Origin of the sequence: Halorubrum sp. GN12_10-3_MGM, assembly GCF_005435235.1 — an archaeon.
Lineage (GTDB): Archaea > Halobacteriota > Halobacteria > Halobacteriales > Haloferacaceae > Halorubrum > Halorubrum ezzemoulense.
Genome location: NZ_SGUB01000003.1, coordinates 54,107 through 76,349, shown reverse-complemented (window position 1 = coordinate 76,349; position 22,243 = coordinate 54,107). Strand labels below are relative to the sequence as shown.

The window sequence follows — 22,243 nt, the reverse complement described above, 5'->3', positions numbered from 1 at the left end:
CACGTGAGTACCACGATCCGCGTCGGCTGGCGGGCGAGCGTGGGACTCACCGGCGACGTCCTCGCCGCCCTCCCGGTTCCGCTCGCGTTTCCGCTGCTGATAGCCCTCTACTACGGCGAGCCGCCCGTGCCGTTCCTCGCGGCGATCGCCGCCTCGCTCGCGCTCGGTGCGGCGTTCCGGTCGGTACGGGACCCCGAGGGAGACCTCGGCCCGCGGGAGGCGTTCCTCGCGGTGGCGCTGATCTGGTTCCTCGTCGCCGCCGTCGGCGCGATCCCCTTCGTCGTCGCGGGCGTCGGCACGGTCGCGCACCCGGTGAACGCGCTGTTCGAGTCGATGAGCGGACTCACCACGACGGGCGCGACGGTGCTGCGCGACTTCTCGCTCCACTCGCGGTCCGTCATGATGTGGCGGCAGGTGATCCAATGGCTCGGCGGCCTCGGAATCCTGATCCTGGCGACCGCGGTGCTCTCCGAGATCGGCGTCGGCGGGGCACAGCTGATGGAGTCGGAGTCACAGACGCAAGACGTCAACAAGCTCACGCCGAAGATATCGCGGACCGCACAGCTCATCTGGGGGATCTACTTCGGGCTCACCGGCCTCGCGATCGCGGTGTACTTCCTGCTCGGGCTCGCCGTCGACCCGCGGATGGACCTGTACAACGCGGTCGCGCACGCGTTCACGTCCGTCGCGACCGCCGGCTTCTCGCCGGAGCCGCTCTCGGTCGGCGCGTTCCACCCGCTGATCCAGTGGGCGGTCGTCCCGTTCATGGTGATCGGCTCGACCAGTTTCGTCCTCATCTACTTCGCCATCAACGGCGAGCCGATGCGCCTGCTGCGAAACGAGGAGTTTCACTTCTACCTCGGCGCGATGGCGACGTTCGCGTCGATCGTCGGGGGCGCGCTGTTCCTCGATCCGAGCGTCACCTTCGGCGCCGAGGCGACGATCCGCCACGCAGTGTTCAACGTCGCGTCCATCGTGACGACGACCGGGTACGCCAGCACCGACTACGTGCTGTGGGCGCCCGCTGCGAAGCACATGCTGTTCATGGGGATGTTCGTCGGCGGGATGGTCGGGTCGACCACCTGCTCGATCAAGTCGCTGCGTTGGCTGGTCGCGCTGAAGTCGTTCCGCCGGGACCTCTTCACCGCGATCCACCCGGAGTCCGTTCGCCCGGTCCGGATATCGGGGGAGCCGGTCGACGAGGGCGCGATCCGCGACATCTACGCGTACCTCCTCTTGAGCATCGTGATCTTCTTCCTGCTCGCCGTGGTCATCGTCGTCGACGCCGAGCGGGCGAACCTGCGCGTGACCGAGTTCGAGGCGCTCGGGGCCGCGGCGACCACGTTCCTCAATATCGGCCCGGCGTTCGGCGACGCGGGCCCGTACGGGACGTTCGCGACGTTCCCGCTGAGTACGCGGGCCGTGATGATCGTCCTGATGTGGATCGGCCGGATCGAGATCATCCCGGTCCTCGTGTTGTTCACGAAGGCGTTCTGGACCTCCTGAGTCAAGGCGGCTCTCCCGTCGTCCCCCCTTCGACAGTTTAATACAGCGAACGGGCGACCGCCATACCGTTCGAGTATCATGTCTTGGGGCGTCAACTGGAAGGCGAGTGTCGGGCTTCTCGGCGTCGGCATCAAGTACCTCGCCGTCACGCTGCTTGTTCCTCTGGTGGTGGCGCTCGTGTACGGCGAAGACATCTGGGTCTTTCTGGTCTCCATGGCGATCGTCGCGGGGCTCGGCTTCGCGGTCGAGCGAGTCGACCCCGACCCGGATCTCGGTCCCCGCGAGGCGCTGCTGTTCGTCTCGCTCGCGTGGATCGCGGCGGCGGTCATCGGCACTATCCCGTACCTGATAGCCGGCTACGGGACCGCGTCGACGATCGGTCTCCAGACCGGGTCCGTCGGCGCGTTCACGGAGTCGATCGCCAACGCGCTGTTCGAGTCGATGAGCGGGTTCACCACGACCGGTGCGACCGTCCTCGGTGAGATCAGCACCGACCGGCACTCGCACGCCGTGCTGATGTGGCGGCAGCTGACGCAGTGGCTCGGCGGGATGGGGATCATCGTCCTGATGATCGCGATCCTCCCCGAGGTCGCCGTCAACGGCGCCCAACTGATGGAGTCGGAGGCGCCCGGGCCGGAGCTACAGAAGCTCACCCCGAAGATAGCCGAGACCGCGCGGGCGCTCTGGCTCATCTACTTCGGGTTCACCGTGGTGTACATCGCGATCCTGTACGGGCTCCACCTCGCCGGGATGGCGCCGAAAATGAACCTGTTCAACGCGATCGCGCACGGGTTTACGACCCTCCCGACGGGCGGGTTCTCCCCGAAGGCCGACAGCGTCGCGGCGTTCTCGGCCGTCGTCCAGTGGGTCGTCATCCCCTTCATGCTCGTCGCCGGCGTCAACTTCGCGCTGTTCTGGCACGTGCTACGCGGCGAGGTCGAGACGATGGTGAAGAACGCGGAGTTCCGCGCGTACGCCGGGGCCGTCGCGGTCGTGACCGCCGTGCTCGCGGTGTTGCTGTTCCGCGGCGCGGCGCCGCCGATCGAGCTCGGCGGGGCGACCCAGGGGGTCGCCGAGAACTCGCTCCGGCAGGCGGCGTTCCAGATCGCGTCGCTGCTGAACTCGACGGGGTACGCCACCGCCGACTTCGCGCAGTGGAACGCCGACGCGCAGATTCTCCTCATGTTCGCGATGTTCATCGGCGGTTCCGCCGGCTCGACCGGCGGCGGCGTCAAGATCGTACGGTGGCTGATCGTCGGGAAGGCGATCCGGCGCGAGCTGTTCACCTCCGCCCACCCCGACGTCGTCCGGCCGGTCCGCCTCAGCGGGAACGTCGTCGACGAGGACGCGATCCGCGGCATCATGGCGTTCACCATCCTGTACCTCGTCCTGTTCGGCGTCTCGGCGGTGTTCCTGTCCCTCGACGCGAGCCGGATCGGCGTCCAGCTGACGATGTTGGAGTCGACGAGCGCGTCGCTCGCGACGATCGGAAACATCGGCCCCGGGTTCGGTCGCCTCGGGCCGTTCGGAAGCTACCTGTTCTTCCCGGACACGTCGAAGCTGCTGATGATCTTCCTGATGTGGGTCGGTCGGCTGGAGATCGTCCCGGTGCTGGCCGTGTTCATCTCGGCCGTGGACGGTCGGTGAGGACGGTCTCGGACCCGAACGGGTCCCGATACGTCCCTAGCGAGGTGCCTGCTATCGGGCCAACCGAGGTTCGGAGTGCGTATCTTCTTAACCGACCGGAGTATCGGTGTTCGTATGACGAGTACAGCCGATCCCGACGGGCAGAATCTCCTCGGCCACGTCCTCCTCCCGGTCGCGAACGAGGAGGACGCGCTGGCGACGGCGCGGGCGCTCGAACCGTACGACCCGGAGCGCGTGACCGCGCTCCACGTGGTCGAGAAGGGCGAGGGCGTCCCGGACAAGACGCCCGTCGAACAGTCGGAGGAACTCGCCGAGGAGTCGTACGCCGCGGTCCGGCGCGTGTTCCCGGACGCCGGCGACCACACCGCGTACGCTCGCGACATCGCCGGTGCGATCTTCGACGCCGTCGACGAGGTCGGCGCGAGCGCGATCGGCTATCGCTCTCGCGGCGGCAACCGCCTGTTCCGGTTCCTCTCGGGCGATGTCTCGCTCGAACTCGTGACTGAGTCGCACGTGCCCGTGGTCGCGCTTCCGCGCGGGGGAGCGGCCGACTGAGTCGGCCGCCTCCCGGTCCACCGCGACCGCTCGTGCCGCGGCGTCCGATCGCTCCGTTGTGTCGGGGAACGGTAGGTTTTCGTCGATCCTTTTTGAACACGTGTCGTATGTACGTGATCGTCGTGGGCGCGGGCGACATCGGGACCCCGCTCGTCGACCTCGCGACCGACAGCGGCAACGAGGTCGTCGTCATCGAGCGTGACGAGGAACGGGCGGAGCGGGCGTCGCGGCAGTACGACTGCCTCGTGCTTAACGACGACGCGACCTCGAAGGAGACCCTCCAAGACGCCGGGGCCGAACGGGCCGACGCGCTCATATCGACGACGGATCAGGACGCGACGAACATCATGGTCTGTCTGCTGGCCCAGGAGCTGTCGGTCCCGAACATCGTCTCGGTCGTCCACAACCCCGAGCACATGAGCGTGTTCGAGCAGATCGGCGTCAACACGATGCAGAACCCCCAGAGCCTGATCGCGGAGTACCTCTACCGGGCGGTGAGCCGGCCGTCGGTCGTCGACTTCATGCACATCGGCGAGGAGGCGGAGGTGTTCGAGATCACCGTGGGAGGAGACGCCCCGATCGCCGGGAAGACGCTCCGCGAGGCGGACGAGGCGGACCTCATCGGCGGCCAGACGCTGATCGTCGCCGTCGAGCGCGACAGATCGGAGGCCCCGATAACGCCGCGCGGGGAGACCCGCATTCACGAAGGCGACATGCTCACCGTGTACTCCGGCGTCGGCGCGACCGCCGAGGTGACCGACGTGTTCGGGCACGCGGAGGATCGCGACTGAGATGCCCGACCGGAACGGCAACCGATTCCCAACCGATCTCGGCGTCATCGCCCGGGACATCGGCTCGCTCCTCTTGATGGAGGCCGGGCTGATGACCGTCACGGTGGTCGTCGCGCTCGGGTTCGAAGAGCTCCACGCGGCGCTCGGCTTCCTCCTCGCGGGCGGGGTGACGGCGCTCGTCGGCGGCGCCGCGAACAGGCGGTTCGCCGACGCCCCGGAGCCGAAGATGAAACACGGGATGGTGATCGCGGCCGGCGGCTGGCTCATGGTCGCCCTCTTCGGCGGCCTGCCGCTGTTCCTCACGGCGTGGACGACGCCAGCGGCCGCGATGGACGCGTTCGTTCCGGCGGCCGCGGACACCGCCTCGTGGGAGCCGATCGGGGTCGGCGGGACGACGACCCTCTCCAGTCTCGCGTACTTCCGCGACCCGCTCCACGCCTTCTTCGAGAGCATGAGCGGGTGGACCGGGAGCGGGCTGACGATGGCCGTCCACGAGCCGTCGCTGCCGCGGGCGGTGCAGTGGTGGCGCTCGTTCATCCAGTGGGTCGGCGGGGTGGGCGTCATCGTCCTCACGGTCTCGATTCTCTCGCGTCCCGGCAGCGGGAGCTACGCCCTCTACCGCAGCGAGGCGCGCGAGCGGAAGATCCACCCGAGCGTCGTCTCGACGGTCCGGACGGTCTGGAAGCTCGTGGTGGCGTACACGCTGTTGGCCTTCGCGGCGCTGTTCGTCGCGATCCGGGCGAGCGAGAGCGCGTACGCCGAGTCGCTCTCGCTCGGCGAGACGGCGTGGCAGGCGCTCAACCACGCGATGACCGGGCTCACGACCGGCGGGTTCTCCGTCACGGACAACTCGATCGCGACGTACGGCTCCCCGCTAGTTGAGGCGACGCTGCTGCCGATCATGGTGCTCGGCGCGATCGCGTTCCCGGTCCACTACGTCGTGCTCAGCGACCGAAACGTGCGCGAACTGGCCGCAGACCTCCAGACGAGGTGGCTGTTCACGCTGCTGGGCGCGGGCGTCGTCGTGCTCTCGGTACAGAACGTCGCGTCCGCCGAGATAGCGTCGAGCGCGTTCTCGACGGGATCGTTCTTCCCGCTCTCCGCGTCTCCCCTCGACTGGGCGCAGCTCGACGCCGTTCGGGACTCGACGTTCCAGTGGATCAGCGCGCTCACGTGTACCGGCTTCCAGTCCGCACCGATCGGCCGCTGGGTCGCCGGCGCGAAGGTGTTGGTCGTCGGCGCGATGACGCTCGGCGGCGCGGCGGGGTCGACCGTCGGCGGTATCAAGATCGTCCGCGGGTACACGGTCGCCCGGGGCATCGTCTGGCAGTTCTCACGCGTGTTCCTCCCGAAGAACGCGGTCGTCACCGCGCGGCTGGGCGACCGAACGCTGGACCGCGAGGCGATGGAGCGCGAGTTCGGCGAGGCGGCCATCGTCACCCTGCTGTGGCTCCTCGCGCTCGTCGCCGGCAGCCTCGTCCTCGTCAACGTCGCCGGGCCGGAGTTCGGCTACGCCGACGCGCTGTTCGAGGTCGCGAGCGCGCAGGGGAACGTCGGCCTCTCGACGGGGATCACGGGGCCCTCGATGTCGCCGGCCGCCGAGGGGATGTTCGTCCTGAACATGTGGATCGGCCGGTTGGAGATTATCCCGGTGCTGGTGTTCGTCCGGGCCGGGATCTGGGGGCTGAACCCCTGACGGCCGACTCTCTCTCGACGTCGTAGCTCGTCTCGCTCACACCTCTCGCTCGTGAACCGTCCCCATGAACGACCAGTGTACCTTGCTGGTCCCGTCCGGATGCGGCTCCTCCGTGACGTGGTAGAGGTAGGGCCCGTGTGGGCAGTCGTCGCAGCCGTCGGCGCAGCGGAACTGCTTCACCACCTCGGTGTAGCCGTCGTGCTCGGTGACGCGGAGGATGTCGTCGTTGTCCTCCGGGTCGATCGGGAGTTCCGCCTCCCCGTGGAAGTGGAGCAGTTCCTGCGCGTGGACGATGGCCTTCCGGAGCTCTCCCGGCGTACACTCGCGCAGCTCCGCAACGAGCTTCGGCGGGAGTCCTTCGGGCGGCGTCGGGCGCTCGGCGGCATCTGTCATAGCCGGCACTTCGACTCGGTCCCATATAATGGATCCGTGGGGGGTCGGGAGGGCGCCGGGCCCTTCCAAAATATAATGAATATTTATACGCGACCGGCGGGTAACGGGCGGTATGTACGACGACGAGGAGCTCTCCCAGATCCGCGAGGCGAAGGCGTCGTGGGAGGCGGAAACGCTCGACCCGACGCTCGACCGCCACGGGGAGCGGAGCGAGCGGTTCGCGACCGTGTCGAACCGCGAGGTCGACCGCCTCTACACGCCCGACGACGTCGCCGACCTCGACTACGAGGAGGACCTCGGCTTCCCGGGCGAGCCGCCGTACACCCGCGGGGTCTACCCGACGATGTACCGCGGGCGCACGTGGACGATGCGGCAGTTCGCGGGGTTCGGCACCGCGGAGGAGACGAACGAGCGGTTCCACTACCTGATAGACGAGGGGCAGACCGGGCTCTCGACCGCGTTCGACATGCCCTCGCTGATGGGGATCGACTCCGACGACAAGATGTCGCTCGGCGAGGTGGGCAAGGAGGGCGTCGCGGTCGACACGCTCCGCGACATGGAGGTGCTGTTCGACGGCATCGACCTCGCGGAGGTGTCCACCTCGTTTACTATCAACCCGAGCGCACCGGTGATCTACGCGATGTACGTCGCGCTCGCCGACCAGCGCGGAGTCCCGCGCGAGAAGCTCCTGGGGACCCTCCAGAACGACATGCTCAAAGAGTTCATCGCGCAGAAGGAGTGGGTGGTCCCGCCGGCGCCGTCGCTCGAGCTGGTGACGGACACGATCGAGTTCGCCGTCGCGGAGACGCCGAAGTTCAAACCCATCTCGGTGTCGGGGTACCACATCCGCGAGGCGGGGTCGACCGCGGTCCAGGAGCTCGCCTTCACCCTCGCCGACGGCTTCGCCTACGTCGAGGCGTGCCTCGACCGCGGGCTCGACGTCGACGAGTTCGCCCCTCAGCTCTCCTTCTTTTTCAACTCGCACAACTCCCTCTTCGAGGAGGTCGCGAAGTTCCGCGCGGCGCGCCGGATCTACGCGACGGTGATGGATGAGTGGTACGGCGCCGAGGCCGAGGCGTCGAAACAGCTGAAGTTCCACACCCAGACCGCCGGGCAGTCGCTGACGGCCCAACAGCCGCTCAACAACGTCGCGCGCGTCACGATCCAGGCGCTCGCGGGCGTGCTGGGCGGCACGCAGAGCCTCCACACCAACTCCTTCGACGAGGCGCTCGCGCTCCCCTCCGAGCAGGCGGTCCGCGTCGCGCTCCGGACCCAGCAGATCATCGCCGAGGAGTCCGGCGCGGCCGACATCGTCGACCCGCTTGGGGGCTCGTTCGCGGTCGAGTCGCTCACCGACGAGGCGGAGGCGGCAGCGATGGAGTACATCGAGGAGATCAAAGAGATGGGCGACGGCTCCGTACGCGACGGCGTCCTCCGGGGGATCGAGCAGGGGTACTTCCACCGCGAGATCCAGGAGTCGGCCTACGAGTACCAGGAGCGCGTCGACGAGGGCGACGAGACGGTCGTCGGCGTCAACGCCTACGAGATCGACGAGGACACGCGGCCGGACCTGCTGAAGGTCGACGAGACCACCCGCGAGCGACAGCTCGATCGGCTCGAATCGGTGAAGGCCGAACGCGACGACGACACGGTCGAGAGCGCGCTCGACGACCTCCGCGACGCCGTCGAGGCCGGGGAGAACGCCATGTCCGAGATCGTCGCGGCGGTGAAGGCGTACGCGACGATGGGCGAGATCATGGCGGTGTTCGAGGAGGAACACGGCACGTACCGCGAGCGGATCGGCGTCGCCTGACGCGAAAAACCGAGGGAGTCGGACCGACTGCGCTGCGCCGTCCCGACCGGTCGCTCGCTACGCCGTCTCGACCGGTCGGGCGGACTCCGCGCACCACGCGTTGCCCCGGCGGCCCGCCCGCCTGAGATCGAGTTCGACGACCGAGCCGGCGTCGAGCGCGGACAGCTCGGCCTCCACGTCGGGGTCGTCGTACTCGACGACGTACAGCGTCCCGTTGCGCGGGTACTCGCGGAGCGTGATCGCCCCGTGGTCGTTGCACGCGTCGACGACAGTGTACTTGCCAGTGCGGTCCATCCCGTCCCGAGCTACGCCGTGGTTTATGTTAACAGTTGTGCGTGTGGACGCGCCGACCGCACGCGACGGCCGCGAACGGTCCACTTTAATCGGCGCGTCGCCTCGCTCGCGTATGACGGAGACGGAGATCCCCGAGGACCACCCGCGGTACGCGTCGCTCGTGACGCGCCACCGGATCGAGGCGGGCGTCGAGCAAGGGATCACCTCGAAGCAGGGGCTGATCGCACAGGGGCGCGGCGAGGCGTTCGACTACCTCCTCGGCGAGCGCACGCTCCCGAGCGCCGACGCGGCCGCGCGCGCCGCTGCCGCGACGCTCCTGCTCGCGGAGCGGCCCGTGATCTCGGTGAACGGGAACGTCGCGGCGCTCGCGCCGGCGGAGACGGTCGACCTCGCGGAGGCGGTCGACGCGGACTTGGAGGTGAACCTGTTCAACCACACCGACGAGCGCGTCCGGCGGATCGCTGACCACCTCCGGGAGCACGGCGCCGACGAGGTGAAGGGGCTCGCCGGCGACGGCGAGATCCCCGGGCTCGACCACGCCCGCGGCGTCGTCGACGCCGACGGGATCGAGGCGGCCGACGCCGTCGTGGTCCCGCTGGAGGACGGCGACCGCGCCGCCGCGCTCGACGCGATGGGAAAGACGGAGATCGTGATCGATCTCAATCCGGGAAGCCGCTCGCCGCAGACCGCCGACGTGCCGATAATCGACAACCTGCTGCGCGCGGTGCCGAACGTCGCCGCTCACGCGCGCGACCTCGCGGACGCGACGCCAGCCGAACTGGAGCGGATCGCCGACGAGTTCGACGCGGATGCGGCCCTCGACGCCGCCGAGGCGGCGATCCGCGAGGGGTCGTTCGCCGACGGGGACGGGGCGTAGTCCGGGCACAACCCTCGCCGGAAGGCAAAAGCCTCCGCCGCTCCTAGCGGGAGTATGGAACTTGACGAGACGGACCGGGCGATCCTGCGGATCCTCCAAGAGGACGCGCGGACCCCGTTCTCGGAGGTCGCACGCCGGATCGACATGTCTAGCGCCACCGTCCACGACCGGGTCAGCCGCCTCGAAGAGGCGGGCGTCATCCGCGGGTATCACGCCGACATCGACCCGAAGGCGGTCGGTCACGGCGTCGGCGCCTTCGTCGGCCTGCGAGTCGAACAGGGCCGCGAGGAGGACGCGCTCGAACGGCTCCGGGGAATCGACGGCGTGCGCGAGATACACCTCACCACCGGCGAGTGGGACGTCATCCTCCGCGTCGTCGCGGCCGACACCGACCGGCTCCGGGAGCTGATGTTCGAACGGATCGCGGAGACCGAGGGATTCTCGCGCTCGCAGACGATGGTGATCCTCGGCACCGACTACGAGCAGCCCGGACCGCCGTTATAACTCGACCCGGGGCGGGGACAGTCATCGGGACCGCTCGGTCGTGTCGGCCTCCGGTCGCTCGTTCGCGCCGGCCTCCGGCCGTCCGGGACCGGAACGCTCAACTCGGGACCTCTCCGAACGGTGACCATGAGCACAGCTGTCGCGGACGGGCTCGACCTGTCCCCGGAGCGCGCGTGGGCGGCAGTCGTCGGGGGGGTCACGGCGCTTTTGACGATCGGGTCGGTCGTCTTCCCGCGCGTCGTCTACGACCGGTTCCTCTGGCGCTACTTCTGGGGACCGGTGGTCGCGGACGGCGAGGGCGCGCAGTGCGCCGTCCGCGAGGCGGGCGGCACCACGGAGCTGCTCGGCAGCACCGGGGCGTGTCAGGCGGCGCGGAGCGCCGGCGAGGTCGTCGCCGCTCCGGGGTACACCACCCTCTCGACGGTGAGCTACGTCGTGATCCTGTTGGCGATGCTGGTCGGCGTCGTCTTCCTCCTCCGCCGGCTCGACATCGCGACGGAGCTCCGGTTCTTCTACGCGCTGTTCCCGTTCATGCTGTTCGGCGGGGCGATGCGGACGGTCGAGGACGCGGGGGTCGCGGCGACCGCTGCCGGCGCCGAGCCGCTGATCCCGTTCCCGGCGAGCGCGGTGTTGATCAGCCCGTTCATCTACTTCACCGTGTTCCTGTTCACGCTGGCGTGCGTCCTCGCGGCGTACGGGCTCGAACGGCGCGGCGCCGTCGACGACTACGCGCGCCCGCTGTTCGGGTCGGGCGCCGCGGGGCTCGCGCTCGCGGTCGGCTACCTCGCGTACCTCGCGGCCACGACCGGCTACGTCACGTTCTACCCGCAGGTGCTCGTCCCGACGCTCGCCGTTGCGACCGCCGCGACCGCGGGCACGTGGGCGCTCGCGACGCGCCAGATTCCGACGATTCGACAGGGGACCGGCGCGGCGGGGGTCGTGATCATCTGGGGACACGCGGTCGACGGCGTCGCGAACGTAATCGGGCTCAACTGGATGCCCGCACTGACCGGCACCGCGAACCTCGTCCCGAAACACGTCGTCAACGCGCTCATCGTCGATTGGACCGGGCGGCTGCTCCCCGATTCGATCCTCGCCGTCACCGGCGACGCGTGGCCGTTCCTCCTCGTGAAGCTGGCGGCCGCGACGTTCGTCGTCTGGGTGTTCAACGGCGAGATGAAGGCGGAGTCGCCGCGCTACACGCTGCTGTTGTTGATTACCGTGCTGGCCGTCGGACTGGGCCCCGGGACGCGGGACATGCTGCGCGCGACGTTCGGGGTTTAAATGGCGGGCGGTTAATCCCCGTAGTTCAGGACGCTCGCAGATCCGCTCGTTTATCCCGAGATCGGATTACTGGCAGTCGGAAACCGAATTTGACACAATGAACGGGCACGTCAGAATTATGCTTCTCGGAAGTCTCGGTCTGATTATTAGCGTCCCCATTTGGTATACGATTATATCCTCCGAGGAATTTTCACCGGACGTTTTCTTGAATCCGAGCCTGCTATTCTGGCTGATATTCGGGTTTGTCGTTTTCCTGTTCGGGTATTACAACACCGATGTAGAGTAATTCGGGTCCACTCACGAGGCGATCGTTCCCGAAGGCTCACTCGCTCATTTATAGATGGCTAACCGCGGATCAGTGGCGGACTCCTCCAACGCCCCGCCCGCACAGCAACCGCGCCTCACGCCTCCCCAGCCTCGTCACCGGACGACGTCCGGTTGTAAGCGAGAGCGGGGCTCTCGCCCTGTCGGTGGTCCTCCGCTTCGCTCCGGACCACGGACTCCCTCGCGCGTCCTGTCTCGCGGCCGCCGGGGGCGGCCGCTCGCAGGCACGCGCCACCGCACCGCATGTTTATGAATGAATCTCGGGACACCACGTCGCGATCGGTCACTCGGGTCGCTCCGCAACGGCATCTTATAAGCCGTCGCGGGGGGAACGGTCTCGGTAATGCTGGACGGGGTCAACGTCGCGCTCGGCGTCTCGGGGAGCATCGCGGCGGTGAAGGTCGTCGAACTCGCGCACGAACTGCGCCGCCACGGCGCGAGCGTCCGCGCCGTCATGTCCCCGGCGGCGACGAACATCGTCCACCCGTGGGCGGTCGACTTCGCGACCGACGAGCCGGTCGTCACGGAGATCACCGGCAGCGTCGAACACGTCGAGTTATGCGGCCGGGAGGGGTGGGCCGACGTGCTCCTGCTCGCGCCCGCGACCGCCAACACCGCGGGGAAGATCGCCGCGGCCGTCGACGACACGCCCGTGACGACCTGTGCGACGACCGCGCTCGGCGCGGACGTACCGGTCGTGATGGCCCCGGCGATGCACGAGCCGATGTACGACCACCCGGGCGTCCTCGACGCCCTCGACCGCTTGGAGTCGTGGGGGATCCGCTTCGCGGACCCGCGTATCGAGGAGGGGAAAGCGAAGATCGCCGCCGAGGAAGACATCGTCACGGAGGTCGCCCGCGCGACGACGCCCCAGACCCTCTCGGACGCGCATATCGTCGTCACCGCGGGCGCGACGAAGGAGCGGATCGACCCGATCCGCATCCTGACGAACCGCGCGTCGGGGAAGACGGGCCGCGCCCTGGCGCGGGCGTGCTACGTCCGCGGTGCGCGCGTGACGCTCGTTCAGGACGGCCCCGAGGTCCCCTACGCCGACGTGGTCGCCGTCGAGACCGCCGACGAGATGATGGACGCCTGTCGGCGGACCGCCGCGACCGCGGACGCGTTGGTGTCCGCGGCCGCCATCTCGGATTTCACCGCCGACGCCGTCGACGAGAAGATCCGGTCCGGATCGCCGCTGTCGGTCGATCTCAGGCCGACGCCGAAGCTCATCGACTCGGTGCGCGAGGCGTATCCCGACCTCCCGATCGTCGGCTTCAAGGCCGAGACGTCGGGCGACGACGCGGCGATGGTGGCGGAAGCGGAGCGCATCCGCGACCGCGTGGGGCTCTCGTTCGTGGTCGCCAACGACGCGAGCGTGATGGGCGAGGAGGCGACGCGGGCGCTGCTCGTCGGCCGAGGGGACACCCGCGAGTTCGTCGGTGATAAGGACGGGCTCGGCGCCCGTGTCGCCGACGAACTCGCCGGCGTCCTCGGGCGATCCGAGAGCGAAACCGTGGGATAACGAAATAGTTTTGACTTTGCCATTGTTTTGCCACACTGGATAGTCTCGCGTTTTTCGCACGAAGACGTGAGAGACAGTTCACACATGTCAGACACAGACGCCCGCCGAATACTCGTTCCCGTCGGCGACTCGGACAGCCTCCGAGACACTGTCTCGTACGTCGTCGACTTGGCGACCGAGACGGCCCCGGCGCCGGTCGAGATTCACTTGGTCCTCGCGGCTCGGACGCAGGCTGTCAGCCCCGACGCCCCGACGGAGCTCGGCACAGCCCGCGAACAGTTGGAACGCGTCGCCCTCTGGGTCGAGGAGGAGACGGCCGAGAGGACGGTCGTCGCTCGGGAGGACCGAGAGGCGGACGCGGCGGGCGAGTCCGAGGCGGACGCCGACGGCGAAGCGCCCGCCGATGCGGCCGATGCCCCCGGGTGGCTCACCGTCGTCACCGACACCGTCGGAACCGACCGGTACCTGTTCAGCCCGGGCGACTACGCCGACGCGCTCCTCGAGTACGCGGCCGCGGCGGGTATCGACCGGATCGTCGTCGACCCGGAGTACAAGCCCGGCGGCACCGCGTCGATGCTCCAGCCGATGTCGGTGGAGCTGGCCCGCGGCGACGTGCCGGTCGAGACGGCGCCGGTCGACCGACCGACCGAGGGGGCGGTGCTCGCCCGCGCGGCGTCGCTGTCGAAGTACCTCTCCGTCTTCGTCGTCTCGTACCTGTTTTACATGTCGCTGAGCGCCTGGAAGCCGCTCGACTTCTTCACCGGCTTCGTGACGGCGTCGATCGTCTCCCTCGTCCTCGCGCCGGTCGTGGCGAACCGCTCCGCGCCGCTCGGGGTGACGCTCCGCCGGCTGGCCCGACTGCTGGTGTACGCTCCGTACCTGGTCAAGGAGATCGCGGTCGCGAACCTTCAGGTCGCGTACGTCGTCCTCCACCCCGACATGCCGATCGACCCGGAGGTCGTTCAGCTCCGCGCCGCGGTCTGGGGCGACGGCGCGGTGACGACGCTCGCGAACAGCATCACCCTCACGCCCGGAACCTTGACCGTCAACGTCTCCGAGCGCTCGTTCGACATCCACTCGCTGACCGCCGACTCGCGCGCGGACCTCTTCGACGGCGGGTTAGAGCGCGCGGTTCGGTTCGTCTTCTACGGCCGCGCGGCGGCCCGGATCCCGACGCCGCGCGAACGCGGCGACGCCGGGGAGGGACGAGATGGTTGAGTTCGAGACCGCGCTGCTGGCCATCGCGGCGGCCTTCGTCCTCTTCGCCGTCGTCGCGCTGTACCGGGTGTACGACGGGCCGACGACCCACGACCGCGTCATCGCGGTGAACGTCGCCGGGACGAACACCGTCATCGCCATCACGCTCGTGGCCGCGGCGTTCCAGCAGTCGACGTTCCTCGACGTGGCGCTCGTGTACGCCCTGCTGAACTTCCTGCTGTCGATAGCGTTCTCGAAGTTCAACGTCGAGCGCGGGGGTGTGCTGTGACGCCGACCGAGTGGGGCATCGTCGCCCTCGCGCTCGCCGGGGCCTTCTTCGGCGGCGTCGCCGCGGTCGGCCTCGTCCGACTGCCGGACGTCTACACCCGTTCGCATGCCGCCTCGAAGAGCGACACGCTGGGGGCGATCCTCGCGATCGCCGCCGCCGCGCTCGCGCTCCAGTCGGGGCTCTCGACGGCGAAGTCCGTCTTCCTCCTGTTGTTCATGTTCATCACGAACCCGACGGCAGCACACGCCGTCGCCCGCGCGGCGCAGGACCAGGGAATCGAACCGTGGACCGCCGACGAGGGTGACGAGCCATGACGCTCTCGCTGATCGAAGCCGTGCTGCTGGTGTTCGTCCTCGGCTGCGCAGTCGGCGCGGCCCTGCTGAAGGACACGCTGGCGGCGGTGATGGCGTTCGCGGCGTACAGCCTCGGCGTCTCGGTGCTCTGGCTCGTGCTTCAGGCGCCCGACGTCGGGCTCACGGAGGCGGCCGTCGGCGCCGGCATCATGACCGTGCTGTTCCTGCTGGCGCTGTCGAACACCGCCTCGCCGGATGTCGACCGCCTGTTCGAGTCGATCGGGTGGCAGACGGCGGCGCTCGTCGCCGGGTTCGTCCTGCTCGTCGGCGCGACGGTCCCCGCGCTCCCGGCCATCGGCGACCCGAACTCGGCGGTCGTCGGCGGCGAGGTGACCCAGTACTACCTCGAGAACGCGTACGCCCAGACCGAGGTCAAAAACGCCGTGACGGCCGTCCTCGCCGCGTACCGCGGCTTCGACACGCTCGGCGAGGGCGTGGTCGTCTTCAGCGCCGTCGTCGTCACGCTGTCAGTACTGCGCCGCGAGGTGGTGGCATGAGCACCGGCGACGCGGACCCGGCGGCGGGCGACGACGAGGGGCCCGGGCTGTACGTCGAGTCGACGATCATCATGACCACCGTCCGGTTGGTCGCCCCGTTCATCCTCACGTTCGCGCTGTTCATCATGTTCCACGGGGCCGACTCGCCCGGCGGCGGGTTCCAGGGCGGCGTCATCGCCGGGTCCGTGGTGATGATGCTCGCCTTCGCGTACGGCATCGACTCGACCCGTCAGTGGCTCGACGTCCGCGTCGTCTCCGCGCTGGCCTCCGGGGGCGTGTTCGCGTTCGTCGGGATCGGTCTCGGCGCGATGGCGCTCGGCGGACAGTTCCTCCAGTACGCGGAGTTCGAGGCGCTGTTCGGCCACGCGATCAAGTACGCAATCGAACTCGTCGAACTCGGCATCGGCGCCATCGTCGCCGCTGTCGCGATCGGGCTATTCTTCCTGCTCGCGGCCGGCTTCGACGGCGTCGCCGAGGGGGACTCCTCATGACACTCGACTTACTCACGACGCACTACAACTACTACGCGGTCGTCCTGCTGCTCGGGATCGGGCTGTACACCGTGATCGAATCCAGGAACCTCGTGAAGAAGGTGATCGGGATGAACGTGTTCCAGACCGGGATCTTCCTGTTCTTCATCACGCTCGCGTACCGCGCAGGCGGCAATCCCCCGGTCGTCACCGAGGGCGCCGGCCCGTACGTGAGCCCGCTGCCGCACGTGCTCATCCTGACCGCCATCGTCGTCGGCGTGAGCCTGACCGCGGTGGCGCTCGCACTGGTCGTGCGCGTCTACTCCGAGTACGGCACGCTCGACGAGCACACCCTGGAGGAACTCTACCATGATTGACCACCTGATCGTCCTGTTGGTCGTCCTGCCGATCCTCGGCGCCGCGGTCCCGCCGCTGGCCAGTCTCCGCTACGACCGCGTCGGCTGGGCGGTCGCGACGGCGACGGCCCTCGGGCACGCCGCGCTCGCCGGCGCGCTCGCGTGGACCGTCTGGACCGACGGGGTCGTTCGGTACGCGGTCGGCGGGTTCGTCGCCCCCTACGGGATCGAACTCGTCGCCGACGGACTGACGATCCTGCTCGTCGCCCTCATCAGCGCGGTCTCGCTCGGCGTACTCGCGTACGCACGTCACGCGGGCCCCCACGAGAACTCGTTCTACTCGCAGTTCCTGCTCCTCGTCGCCGGCCTGTCCGGGATGACCGTGACCGGCGACGTGTTCAACCTGTACGTCTTCCTCGAGATCACCGGGCTCGCGGCGTACGGGCTGGTCGCGAGCGGCCCCGGAGCCCGGTCCGCCGTCGCGGCCCTGAAATACCTCATCATCGGAACCATCGGCGCGTCGCTGTACCTGCTCGGCGTCGGCTACGCGCTCGCCGCCACTGGCACGCTGAACATGGCGGACCTCAGCGACAAACTCGCCGCCGCGGGATACGACTCGACGCTCGTCTTAACCGCGTTCGGCCTGATCGTCGCCGGACTCTTAGTGAAGGTCGCGCTGTTCCCGATCCACACCTGGCAACCCGACGCGTACGCGGACTCGCCGGACAGCGTGAGCGCGTTCATCTCGGCGCTCGTCTCCACGGTCTCCGCGTACGCCCTGGCGCGCGTGTTGTTCTCCGTGTTCACGGTCGACTTCCTCGAGGCGGTTCCGATCGCGCGCCAGGCGCTGGTCGCCGTCGCCTGCGTCAGCATCGTCGCCGGGAGCGCCCTCGCCGTCGCGCAGTCCGACGTTCAGCGCATGCTGGCGTACTCGTCGGTGTCGCAGTTCGGCCTCGTGATCGCCGGATTCGCGATCGCGACGCCGCTGGCGGTCGTCGGCGCGACCGTCCACCTCGTCGGACACGCGGTGATGAAGGGCGGCCTCTTCGCCGCGACCGGGATCATCGAGCGGAAGACCGGCGCGACGACGGTCGGCGGGTACGCCGGGATCGCCGGTCGCGCGCCGGCCGCCACCGGCGCCTTCACGCTGCTGGCGCTCGCGATGGTCGGCGTTCCGCCGGCCGTCGGGTTCATGGGGAAGTGGTACATCGTCCTCGGCGCGGTGAACGCCGGGTCCTGGCCGGTGGTCGCCGTCCTCTTGGCGAGCACGCTGCTGACGCTGGCGTACTTCGCGCGGCTCGCCGAGCGACTCTACTTCGCCGAGGCGACCATCGCGCCGGAGGCGGTCGCCGCCGACGGGGGTGAGCGCGTCTCGACGGCCATGATCGTGACCGTCGTCGTCGCCGCCGTCCTCGCCGTGGGACTCGCGGCCGCCGTCCCGGTGATAGACCAGTTGATCGACATGACCGTGTTTGAGCTGATGCTCCAATGACCGACGTCACCTCCCTTCGACCGTTGTTCGCCGTGCTCGTGTCGGCCGTGGCCATCCCCGTCATCCTCTCGCTCCGATCGCGGCCGAACGTCCGTGAGGGCGTCACCCTCACCGTCGCCGCGACGAAGTTCGCCCTCGTCGCCAGCATGGTCCCCGGCGTCCTCTCGGGGACCACCTACGTCACGCGGATCGGCGAGCTGGGCGACGGTATCTCGCTCGTGCTCCGCGCGGACCCCCTCGGGATCCTGTTCGCGCTGCTCGCGAGCCTCCTGTGGATCGTCACGAGCTTCTACTCCATCGGGTACATGCGCGGACTGAGCGAACACGCGCAGACCCGCTACTTCGCCTCGTTCGCCGCGAGCCTCGCCTCGGCCGTCGGGGTCGCGTTCGGGGCGAACCTCGTCACGCTGTTCGTCTTCTACGAGCTGCTGACGGTGTCGACGTACCCACTGGTCACGCACGACGAGACCGACGAGGCCCGCGCGGCCGGCCGGAAGTACCTCACGTACACCTTCGGCGGCGGCGTGGCCGTGCTCGGCGGGACCGCGCTCGTCTACGTGCTGACGGGCACCACGGCGTTCACGCCGGGCGGGATCGAGGCGCTCGCCGGCGCGGACCCGACGCTGGCGCGCGTGGCGTTCGGCCTCCTCGCCGGCGGGTTCGGCGTCAAGGCGGCGCTGATGCCGGTCCACTCGTGGCTCCCCGACGCGATGGTCGCGCCGACGCCGGTCTCGGGGCTGCTCCACGCGGTCGCGGTCGTCAAGAGCGGCATCTTCGGCATCGCCCGCGTCGTGCTCGACGTGTTCGGCACGGAGACGATGGCGGAGCTGGGCGTGGCGGCGCCGCTCGCGGTCGTCGCCGCGATCACGCTCCTGACCGCGAGCGTCATCGCACTGCGGCAGGACAACCTCAAGCGGCGGCTGGCGTACTCGACGATCAGCCAGCTGTCGTACATCGTCCTCGGGCTCGCGCTGCTGGAGGGCGAGGCGCTCGTCGGCGGGCTGCTCCACATCCCGGCGCACGCGTTCATGAAGCTCACCCTCTTCTTCTGTGCGGGCGCAATCCACGTCGAGACCCACACGGACGACATCAGCGACATGGCCGGCATCGGCGACCGGATGCCGCTGACGATGGCGGCGTTCGCCGTCGCAGCCGCGGGGATGGCCGGCATCCCGCTGATAGCCGGGTTCGTCAGCAAGTGGTACATCGTCATCGGCGCCCTGGAGGGCGGCGGCCTCGTGTTTGCCGGCGCGCTGCTGGTGTCCGGCGTCCTCAACATCGCGTACTTCTGGCCGATCGTGTACCAGGCGTACTTCGAGTCACCGGACGGGCACGACAAGAAGCCGCTCGTGACCGCGGCGCTCGGCGGCCGCGGGAGCCCCCGCGCCGACGGCGGCCACGAGGCGGCGACGCACGCGAGCGCTGACGAGACCGCAGCGCACGGCGATGACCACGAGGCGGCGACGCACGAGGGTCACGACGACCACCACGGCGGCCCGCCGGCGGGCGGGTGGGACGTTCGTGGCTGGCGCGGCGCCGAGAGCACGTGGTTCATGCTCGGGCCGATCCTGACGGCCGCGAGCCTCTCGGTCCTGCTCGGCGTCGTCCCGCGGACGGCGGTGTTCCTCCGGATAATCGAGACCGTCGTCGGTTCGCTCCCGGGGGTGATGGGCTGATGACCGCCGCGCTCACCGCCCTCCCGCCCGGTCCGGTCCTCCTCGTCATCGCCGCGCTGATCGCCCTCACGCCCCGCCGCGTCGGGCACGCGCTGGGCGTCGCCGCGTCCGGGGTCGCGGTGGCTTGGGCGTGGACCGTCCCGGCGGGCGCGCACCTCCAGGCCACGTTCCTCGGCTTCGACGCCGTCCTGCTCAACGTCGACGAGTTCTCGCGGCTCATGGGGCTGATATTCGGGATCATCGGCGTCGTCGCCGTCCTCTACTCGTACGCGAGCGAGGCCGAGAGCATTCAGACCGCGTTCGCGTTCTCCTACGTCGCGACGAGCTTCGGCGCGGTGTTCGCCGGCGACTGGCTCACGCTGCTGTTCTTTTGGGAGCTGATGGCCGTCACCAGCACGCTGCTCGTCTGGCACTACCGCGGCGAGGCGGTCCGGGCCGGCTTCCGGTACGCGCTGCTCCACGGCCTCGGCGGGACGCTGCTGATGGCGGCGATACTCGGTAACTACGTCGCGAAGGGGACCTTCCTGTTCGCCACGGTGCCGGGCGGCCCCGAGACGGCGGGGATCGTGGCAGGGCTCCCGGCCGCGCTCGCCGCCGTCGGCATCGGCGTCAACGTCGGGTTCATCGGCCTCCACGCGTGGCTCCCCGACACGTATCCGCGCCCGCACATCGCCGCCAGCGTCTTCCTCTGCGTGTTCACGACCAAGACGGGCGTCTACGGGATGTACCGGGCGTTCCCCGACGGGCACGTCGCGATCGCCTACATGGGCGGCGGGATGGCCGTGTTCGGGGCGACGTTCGCGCTGTTCCAGAACGACATGCGGCGGCTGCTCTCGTACCACATCCAGTCGCAGGTCGGCTACATGATCGCCGGCGTCGGCATCGGGTCGGCCCTGTCGCAGGCCGGCGCGTTCGCCCACGTGTTCAACCACATCCTCTACAAGGGGCTGCTCTTCATGACGGCCGGCGTCGTCGTCTACCGGACCGGCGAGGAGAGCCTGAAGAAGCTGGGCGGGCTGGCCCGCGACATGCCGGTCACCGCCGGCGCGTTCACGATCGCCGCGCTGTCGATCGCGGGGTTCCCCGGGTTCAACGGCTTCGTCAGCAAGGGGATCATCATCTCCGGGAGCCACTACACCTTCCCGAAGGGCCCGCTCCCGATCGGCGACTTCCATACGCTCGAATGGCTGCTCCTGCTCGGCGGGATCGGGACGTTCATGTCGTTCATCAAGTTCGGCTACTACGCGTTCTTCCACGGGAGCTACGACGGCGACGTGCGGGACGCCAACCGGGGGCAGAGCGTCGCGATGGGCGCGGTGGCGGTGCTCTGCGTCGCTTACGGCGTCCTCGTTCCCACCTCGCCGCTCGCGGCGGTCGTCCCGGCCGACGTGGGACTGTTCGGGATCCTCCCGTTCGACGTGACGAGCGAGGCCGTCGTCGAGAAGGTGTACAAGACGTACACCGTCGACCACCTGATCGAAGGCGTCGCCCTCGCCGTCCTCGGCCTGATCGGCTTCGCGCTCACCAAGAAGCCGCTCTCGAAGCTGGGGCGGGTCCCGGACATCGACTCGCTGTACAACCCCGCCGTGTTCTACGGCACCCGCGGGCTCGTGGTCGGCGTCACGGAGCTTTACGCCGCCGTCGACCGCGCCGTCGTCGGGCTCACGACGGCGACCGTCCGGACGGTCACCGACCCGCAGGCGGCCGTCCGACGTGTCGGCAGCGACGTCGAGATCAAGTCCGGGATCGGCCGCAGCGTGCTGATCCTGACGCTGGCGGTCGGGATCGCACTGTTCGGAGTCCTGTTCCTCTGACCGCGGTCGAGCGCCGCCGCGGTCTCATTCTCCGCCGCCCCGACGGCGGCGCGCCTGTTCGCTGAGGGTGAGGAAGGCGACCGCGCCGAAGAACGCGATCACGAAGCCGAACACCGTCGCGTCGCCGCCGCCGGCGGACTGCGCGAACAGGATCGGGGTGACGCTCAGTCCGAAGAGGCCGACGCCGTACCCGAGCCTGTCGCTGCGGTCGTCGAACCGCGGTGCGGCGGCGAGCAGCGAGATGTCGAACGCGAAGTAGAAGTACGCCGCGCCGACGTAGACGGCGGCGGTTCCGAGCGCGGTCGGGACCGATGAGACCAGCGCGTACACGCCGAGCGCGGGGACGACGCCGACGCCGAGTGCGAGCGGGAGGGCCCTGTTCATACGGGATCGATCCGGATCCGATCGAGTAAAACCCTCGGGGCAGCGGTGGGCTGCGAACGTCGATGAAACTGGCAGGACCGTATTCGAAGCGGGGCGGCGCAGAGTCGCCCGCCGCCGGCCTCAGTACTCCTCGTACGCGAGGTTCATCATCCACTGCGAGAAGGCGTCCGCCTGCGCGTCGACCTCCTCCTCGCCGATGAACGGCGAGAGCATGTCGTCGGCCATAAGCAGCGAGAAGTCGAGGTCGCGCGGGGCGGGCTCCAGGTAGTAGGTGTTGTGGCCGTTGTAGACGGTGTCCTCCCGCTGGATCAGGCCCGACTCCTCTAACGCATCGGCGATGCGGCTCCCCTTCCGCGACGAGACATCGAGTTCCTTCCAGAAGTCGCTCTGGTGGATGCCGCCGGTCTCGCGGATGAGTTCGAGACCGGCGCGCTCGTCCGCCGACAGGTCGGACTCGATTTCAGACGCGCTCATACTCTCTCACGCCTCCCGAATCGGTTAAAACTGGC

23 protein-coding genes are annotated in these 22,243 nt (G+C 69.0%); 19 read left to right on the top strand and 4 right to left on the bottom strand.

Annotated elements, in window-relative coordinates; all coding sequences use genetic code 11:
* Window positions 1–3: 3 nt before the first annotated feature.
* From EXE47_RS03480 to EXE47_RS03460, 5 genes are all read left to right on the top strand, one after another.
* The gene (locus EXE47_RS03480) at window positions 4–1,506 is read left to right on the top strand and encodes a TrkH family potassium uptake protein (protein WP_089307827.1); all 1,503 of its coding nucleotides are present in this window, start codon (window positions 4–6) and stop codon (window positions 1,504–1,506) included.
* Between the two features lie 78 nt (window positions 1,507–1,584).
* On the top strand, window positions 1,585–3,153 hold the full coding sequence (locus EXE47_RS03475; RefSeq protein WP_089307826.1) for a TrkH family potassium uptake protein: 1,569 nt from the start codon (window positions 1,585–1,587) through the stop codon (window positions 3,151–3,153).
* A 114-nt stretch (window positions 3,154–3,267) separates the two neighbouring features.
* Window positions 3,268–3,708, top strand: coding sequence for a universal stress protein (locus tag EXE47_RS03470; protein ID WP_049930046.1), 441 nt, complete (start codon window positions 3,268–3,270; stop codon window positions 3,706–3,708).
* A gap of 92 nt (window positions 3,709–3,800) precedes the next feature.
* The gene (locus EXE47_RS03465; protein WP_342764947.1) at window positions 3,801–4,499 is read left to right on the top strand and encodes a TrkA family potassium uptake protein; all 699 of its coding nucleotides are present in this window, start codon (window positions 3,801–3,803) and stop codon (window positions 4,497–4,499) included.
* Between the two features lies 1 nt (window position 4,500).
* A complete protein-coding gene (locus tag EXE47_RS03460; protein ID WP_137708017.1) occupies window positions 4,501–6,195 on the top strand; it encodes a potassium transporter TrkG in 1,695 nt (564 codons plus the stop codon).
* A 36-nt stretch (window positions 6,196–6,231) separates the two neighbouring features.
* Here the strand turns inward: EXE47_RS03460 and EXE47_RS03455 are convergent, their stop codons facing one another.
* A complete protein-coding gene (locus EXE47_RS03455) occupies window positions 6,232–6,588 on the bottom strand; it encodes a hypothetical protein (RefSeq protein WP_049930042.1) in 357 nt (118 codons plus the stop codon).
* Window positions 6,589–6,700: 112 nt separating this feature from the next.
* Between EXE47_RS03455 and EXE47_RS03450 the strand changes: the two genes are divergently transcribed.
* On the top strand, window positions 6,701–8,401 hold the full coding sequence (locus tag EXE47_RS03450) for a methylmalonyl-CoA mutase (RefSeq protein WP_137708016.1): 1,701 nt from the start codon (window positions 6,701–6,703) through the stop codon (window positions 8,399–8,401).
* A 57-nt stretch (window positions 8,402–8,458) separates the two neighbouring features.
* On the opposite strand, the gene EXE47_RS03445 is transcribed toward EXE47_RS03450, so the two are convergent.
* The gene (locus EXE47_RS03445) at window positions 8,459–8,695 is read right to left on the bottom strand and encodes a hypothetical protein (RefSeq protein WP_049930038.1); all 237 of its coding nucleotides are present in this window, start codon (window positions 8,693–8,695) and stop codon (window positions 8,459–8,461) included.
* A gap of 112 nt (window positions 8,696–8,807) precedes the next feature.
* On the opposite strand from EXE47_RS03445, the gene EXE47_RS03440 reads away from it, so the two are divergent.
* The 13 genes from EXE47_RS03440 (at window position 8,808) to EXE47_RS03375 (ending at window position 21,350) form a co-directional block, all read left to right on the top strand.
* Window positions 8,808–9,572 (top strand): phosphopantothenate/pantothenate synthetase, encoded by a 765-nt coding sequence (locus EXE47_RS03440; protein WP_086216481.1) that lies wholly within the window; start codon window positions 8,808–8,810, stop codon window positions 9,570–9,572.
* A 54-nt stretch (window positions 9,573–9,626) separates the two neighbouring features.
* Window positions 9,627–10,076 carry an Lrp/AsnC family transcriptional regulator gene (locus tag EXE47_RS03435; RefSeq protein ID WP_006113217.1) on the top strand — a complete coding sequence of 150 codons (450 nt, stop codon included), beginning with the start codon at window positions 9,627–9,629 and terminating at the stop codon, window positions 10,074–10,076.
* 126 nt (window positions 10,077–10,202) lie between these two features.
* On the top strand, window positions 10,203–11,360 hold the full coding sequence (locus tag EXE47_RS03430) for a DUF63 family protein (RefSeq protein ID WP_137708015.1): 1,158 nt from the start codon (window positions 10,203–10,205) through the stop codon (window positions 11,358–11,360).
* Between the two features lie 667 nt (window positions 11,361–12,027).
* Window positions 12,028–13,206, top strand: coding sequence for a bifunctional phosphopantothenoylcysteine decarboxylase/phosphopantothenate--cysteine ligase CoaBC (gene coaBC / locus EXE47_RS03420; RefSeq protein WP_049930028.1), 1,179 nt, complete (start codon window positions 12,028–12,030; stop codon window positions 13,204–13,206).
* A gap of 84 nt (window positions 13,207–13,290) precedes the next feature.
* A complete protein-coding gene (locus tag EXE47_RS03415) occupies window positions 13,291–14,424 on the top strand; it encodes a monovalent cation/H+ antiporter subunit E (RefSeq protein WP_137692664.1) in 1,134 nt (377 codons plus the stop codon).
* Window positions 14,417–14,692, top strand: coding sequence for a cation:proton antiporter (locus tag EXE47_RS03410; protein WP_049930024.1), 276 nt, complete (start codon window positions 14,417–14,419; stop codon window positions 14,690–14,692). The genes EXE47_RS03415 and EXE47_RS03410 overlap by 8 nt, the downstream gene beginning before the upstream one ends.
* On the top strand, window positions 14,689–15,006 hold the full coding sequence (gene mnhG / locus EXE47_RS03405; protein WP_049930022.1) for a monovalent cation/H(+) antiporter subunit G: 318 nt from the start codon (window positions 14,689–14,691) through the stop codon (window positions 15,004–15,006). The genes EXE47_RS03410 and mnhG overlap by 4 nt, the downstream gene beginning before the upstream one ends.
* Complete coding sequence (locus EXE47_RS03400) at window positions 15,003–15,542, top strand: DUF4040 domain-containing protein (protein ID WP_086215351.1); 540 nt, start codon at window positions 15,003–15,005, stop codon at window positions 15,540–15,542. Before mnhG ends, EXE47_RS03400 begins: the two co-directional genes overlap by 4 nt.
* On the top strand, window positions 15,539–16,033 hold the full coding sequence (locus tag EXE47_RS03395; RefSeq protein ID WP_049930018.1) for an MnhB domain-containing protein: 495 nt from the start codon (window positions 15,539–15,541) through the stop codon (window positions 16,031–16,033). Before EXE47_RS03400 ends, EXE47_RS03395 begins: the two co-directional genes overlap by 4 nt.
* The gene (locus tag EXE47_RS03390; RefSeq protein WP_049930017.1) at window positions 16,030–16,389 is read left to right on the top strand and encodes a cation:proton antiporter subunit C; all 360 of its coding nucleotides are present in this window, start codon (window positions 16,030–16,032) and stop codon (window positions 16,387–16,389) included. The genes EXE47_RS03395 and EXE47_RS03390 overlap by 4 nt, the downstream gene beginning before the upstream one ends.
* Entirely contained in the window at window positions 16,382–17,860 is a 1,479-nt protein-coding gene (locus EXE47_RS03385) for a monovalent cation/H+ antiporter subunit D family protein (RefSeq protein WP_137691363.1), read from the top strand. Before EXE47_RS03390 ends, EXE47_RS03385 begins: the two co-directional genes overlap by 8 nt.
* A complete protein-coding gene (locus tag EXE47_RS03380) occupies window positions 17,857–19,536 on the top strand; it encodes a cation:proton antiporter (protein ID WP_049930013.1) in 1,680 nt (559 codons plus the stop codon). Before EXE47_RS03385 ends, EXE47_RS03380 begins: the two co-directional genes overlap by 4 nt.
* Window positions 19,536–21,350 carry a Na(+)/H(+) antiporter subunit D gene (locus EXE47_RS03375; RefSeq protein ID WP_137708014.1) on the top strand — a complete coding sequence of 605 codons (1,815 nt, stop codon included), beginning with the start codon at window positions 19,536–19,538 and terminating at the stop codon, window positions 21,348–21,350. The genes EXE47_RS03380 and EXE47_RS03375 overlap by 1 nt, the downstream gene beginning before the upstream one ends.
* Window positions 21,351–21,374: 24 nt before the next feature.
* On the opposite strand, the gene EXE47_RS03370 is transcribed toward EXE47_RS03375, so the two are convergent.
* Both EXE47_RS03370 and EXE47_RS03365 read right to left on the bottom strand, forming a co-directional pair.
* On the bottom strand, window positions 21,375–21,734 hold the full coding sequence (locus EXE47_RS03370; protein WP_049930011.1) for a hypothetical protein: 360 nt from the start codon (window positions 21,732–21,734) through the stop codon (window positions 21,375–21,377).
* A 120-nt stretch (window positions 21,735–21,854) separates the two neighbouring features.
* A complete protein-coding gene (locus tag EXE47_RS03365; RefSeq protein ID WP_049930010.1) occupies window positions 21,855–22,208 on the bottom strand; it encodes a MarR family transcriptional regulator in 354 nt (117 codons plus the stop codon).
* Window positions 22,209–22,243 lie beyond the last annotated feature (35 nt).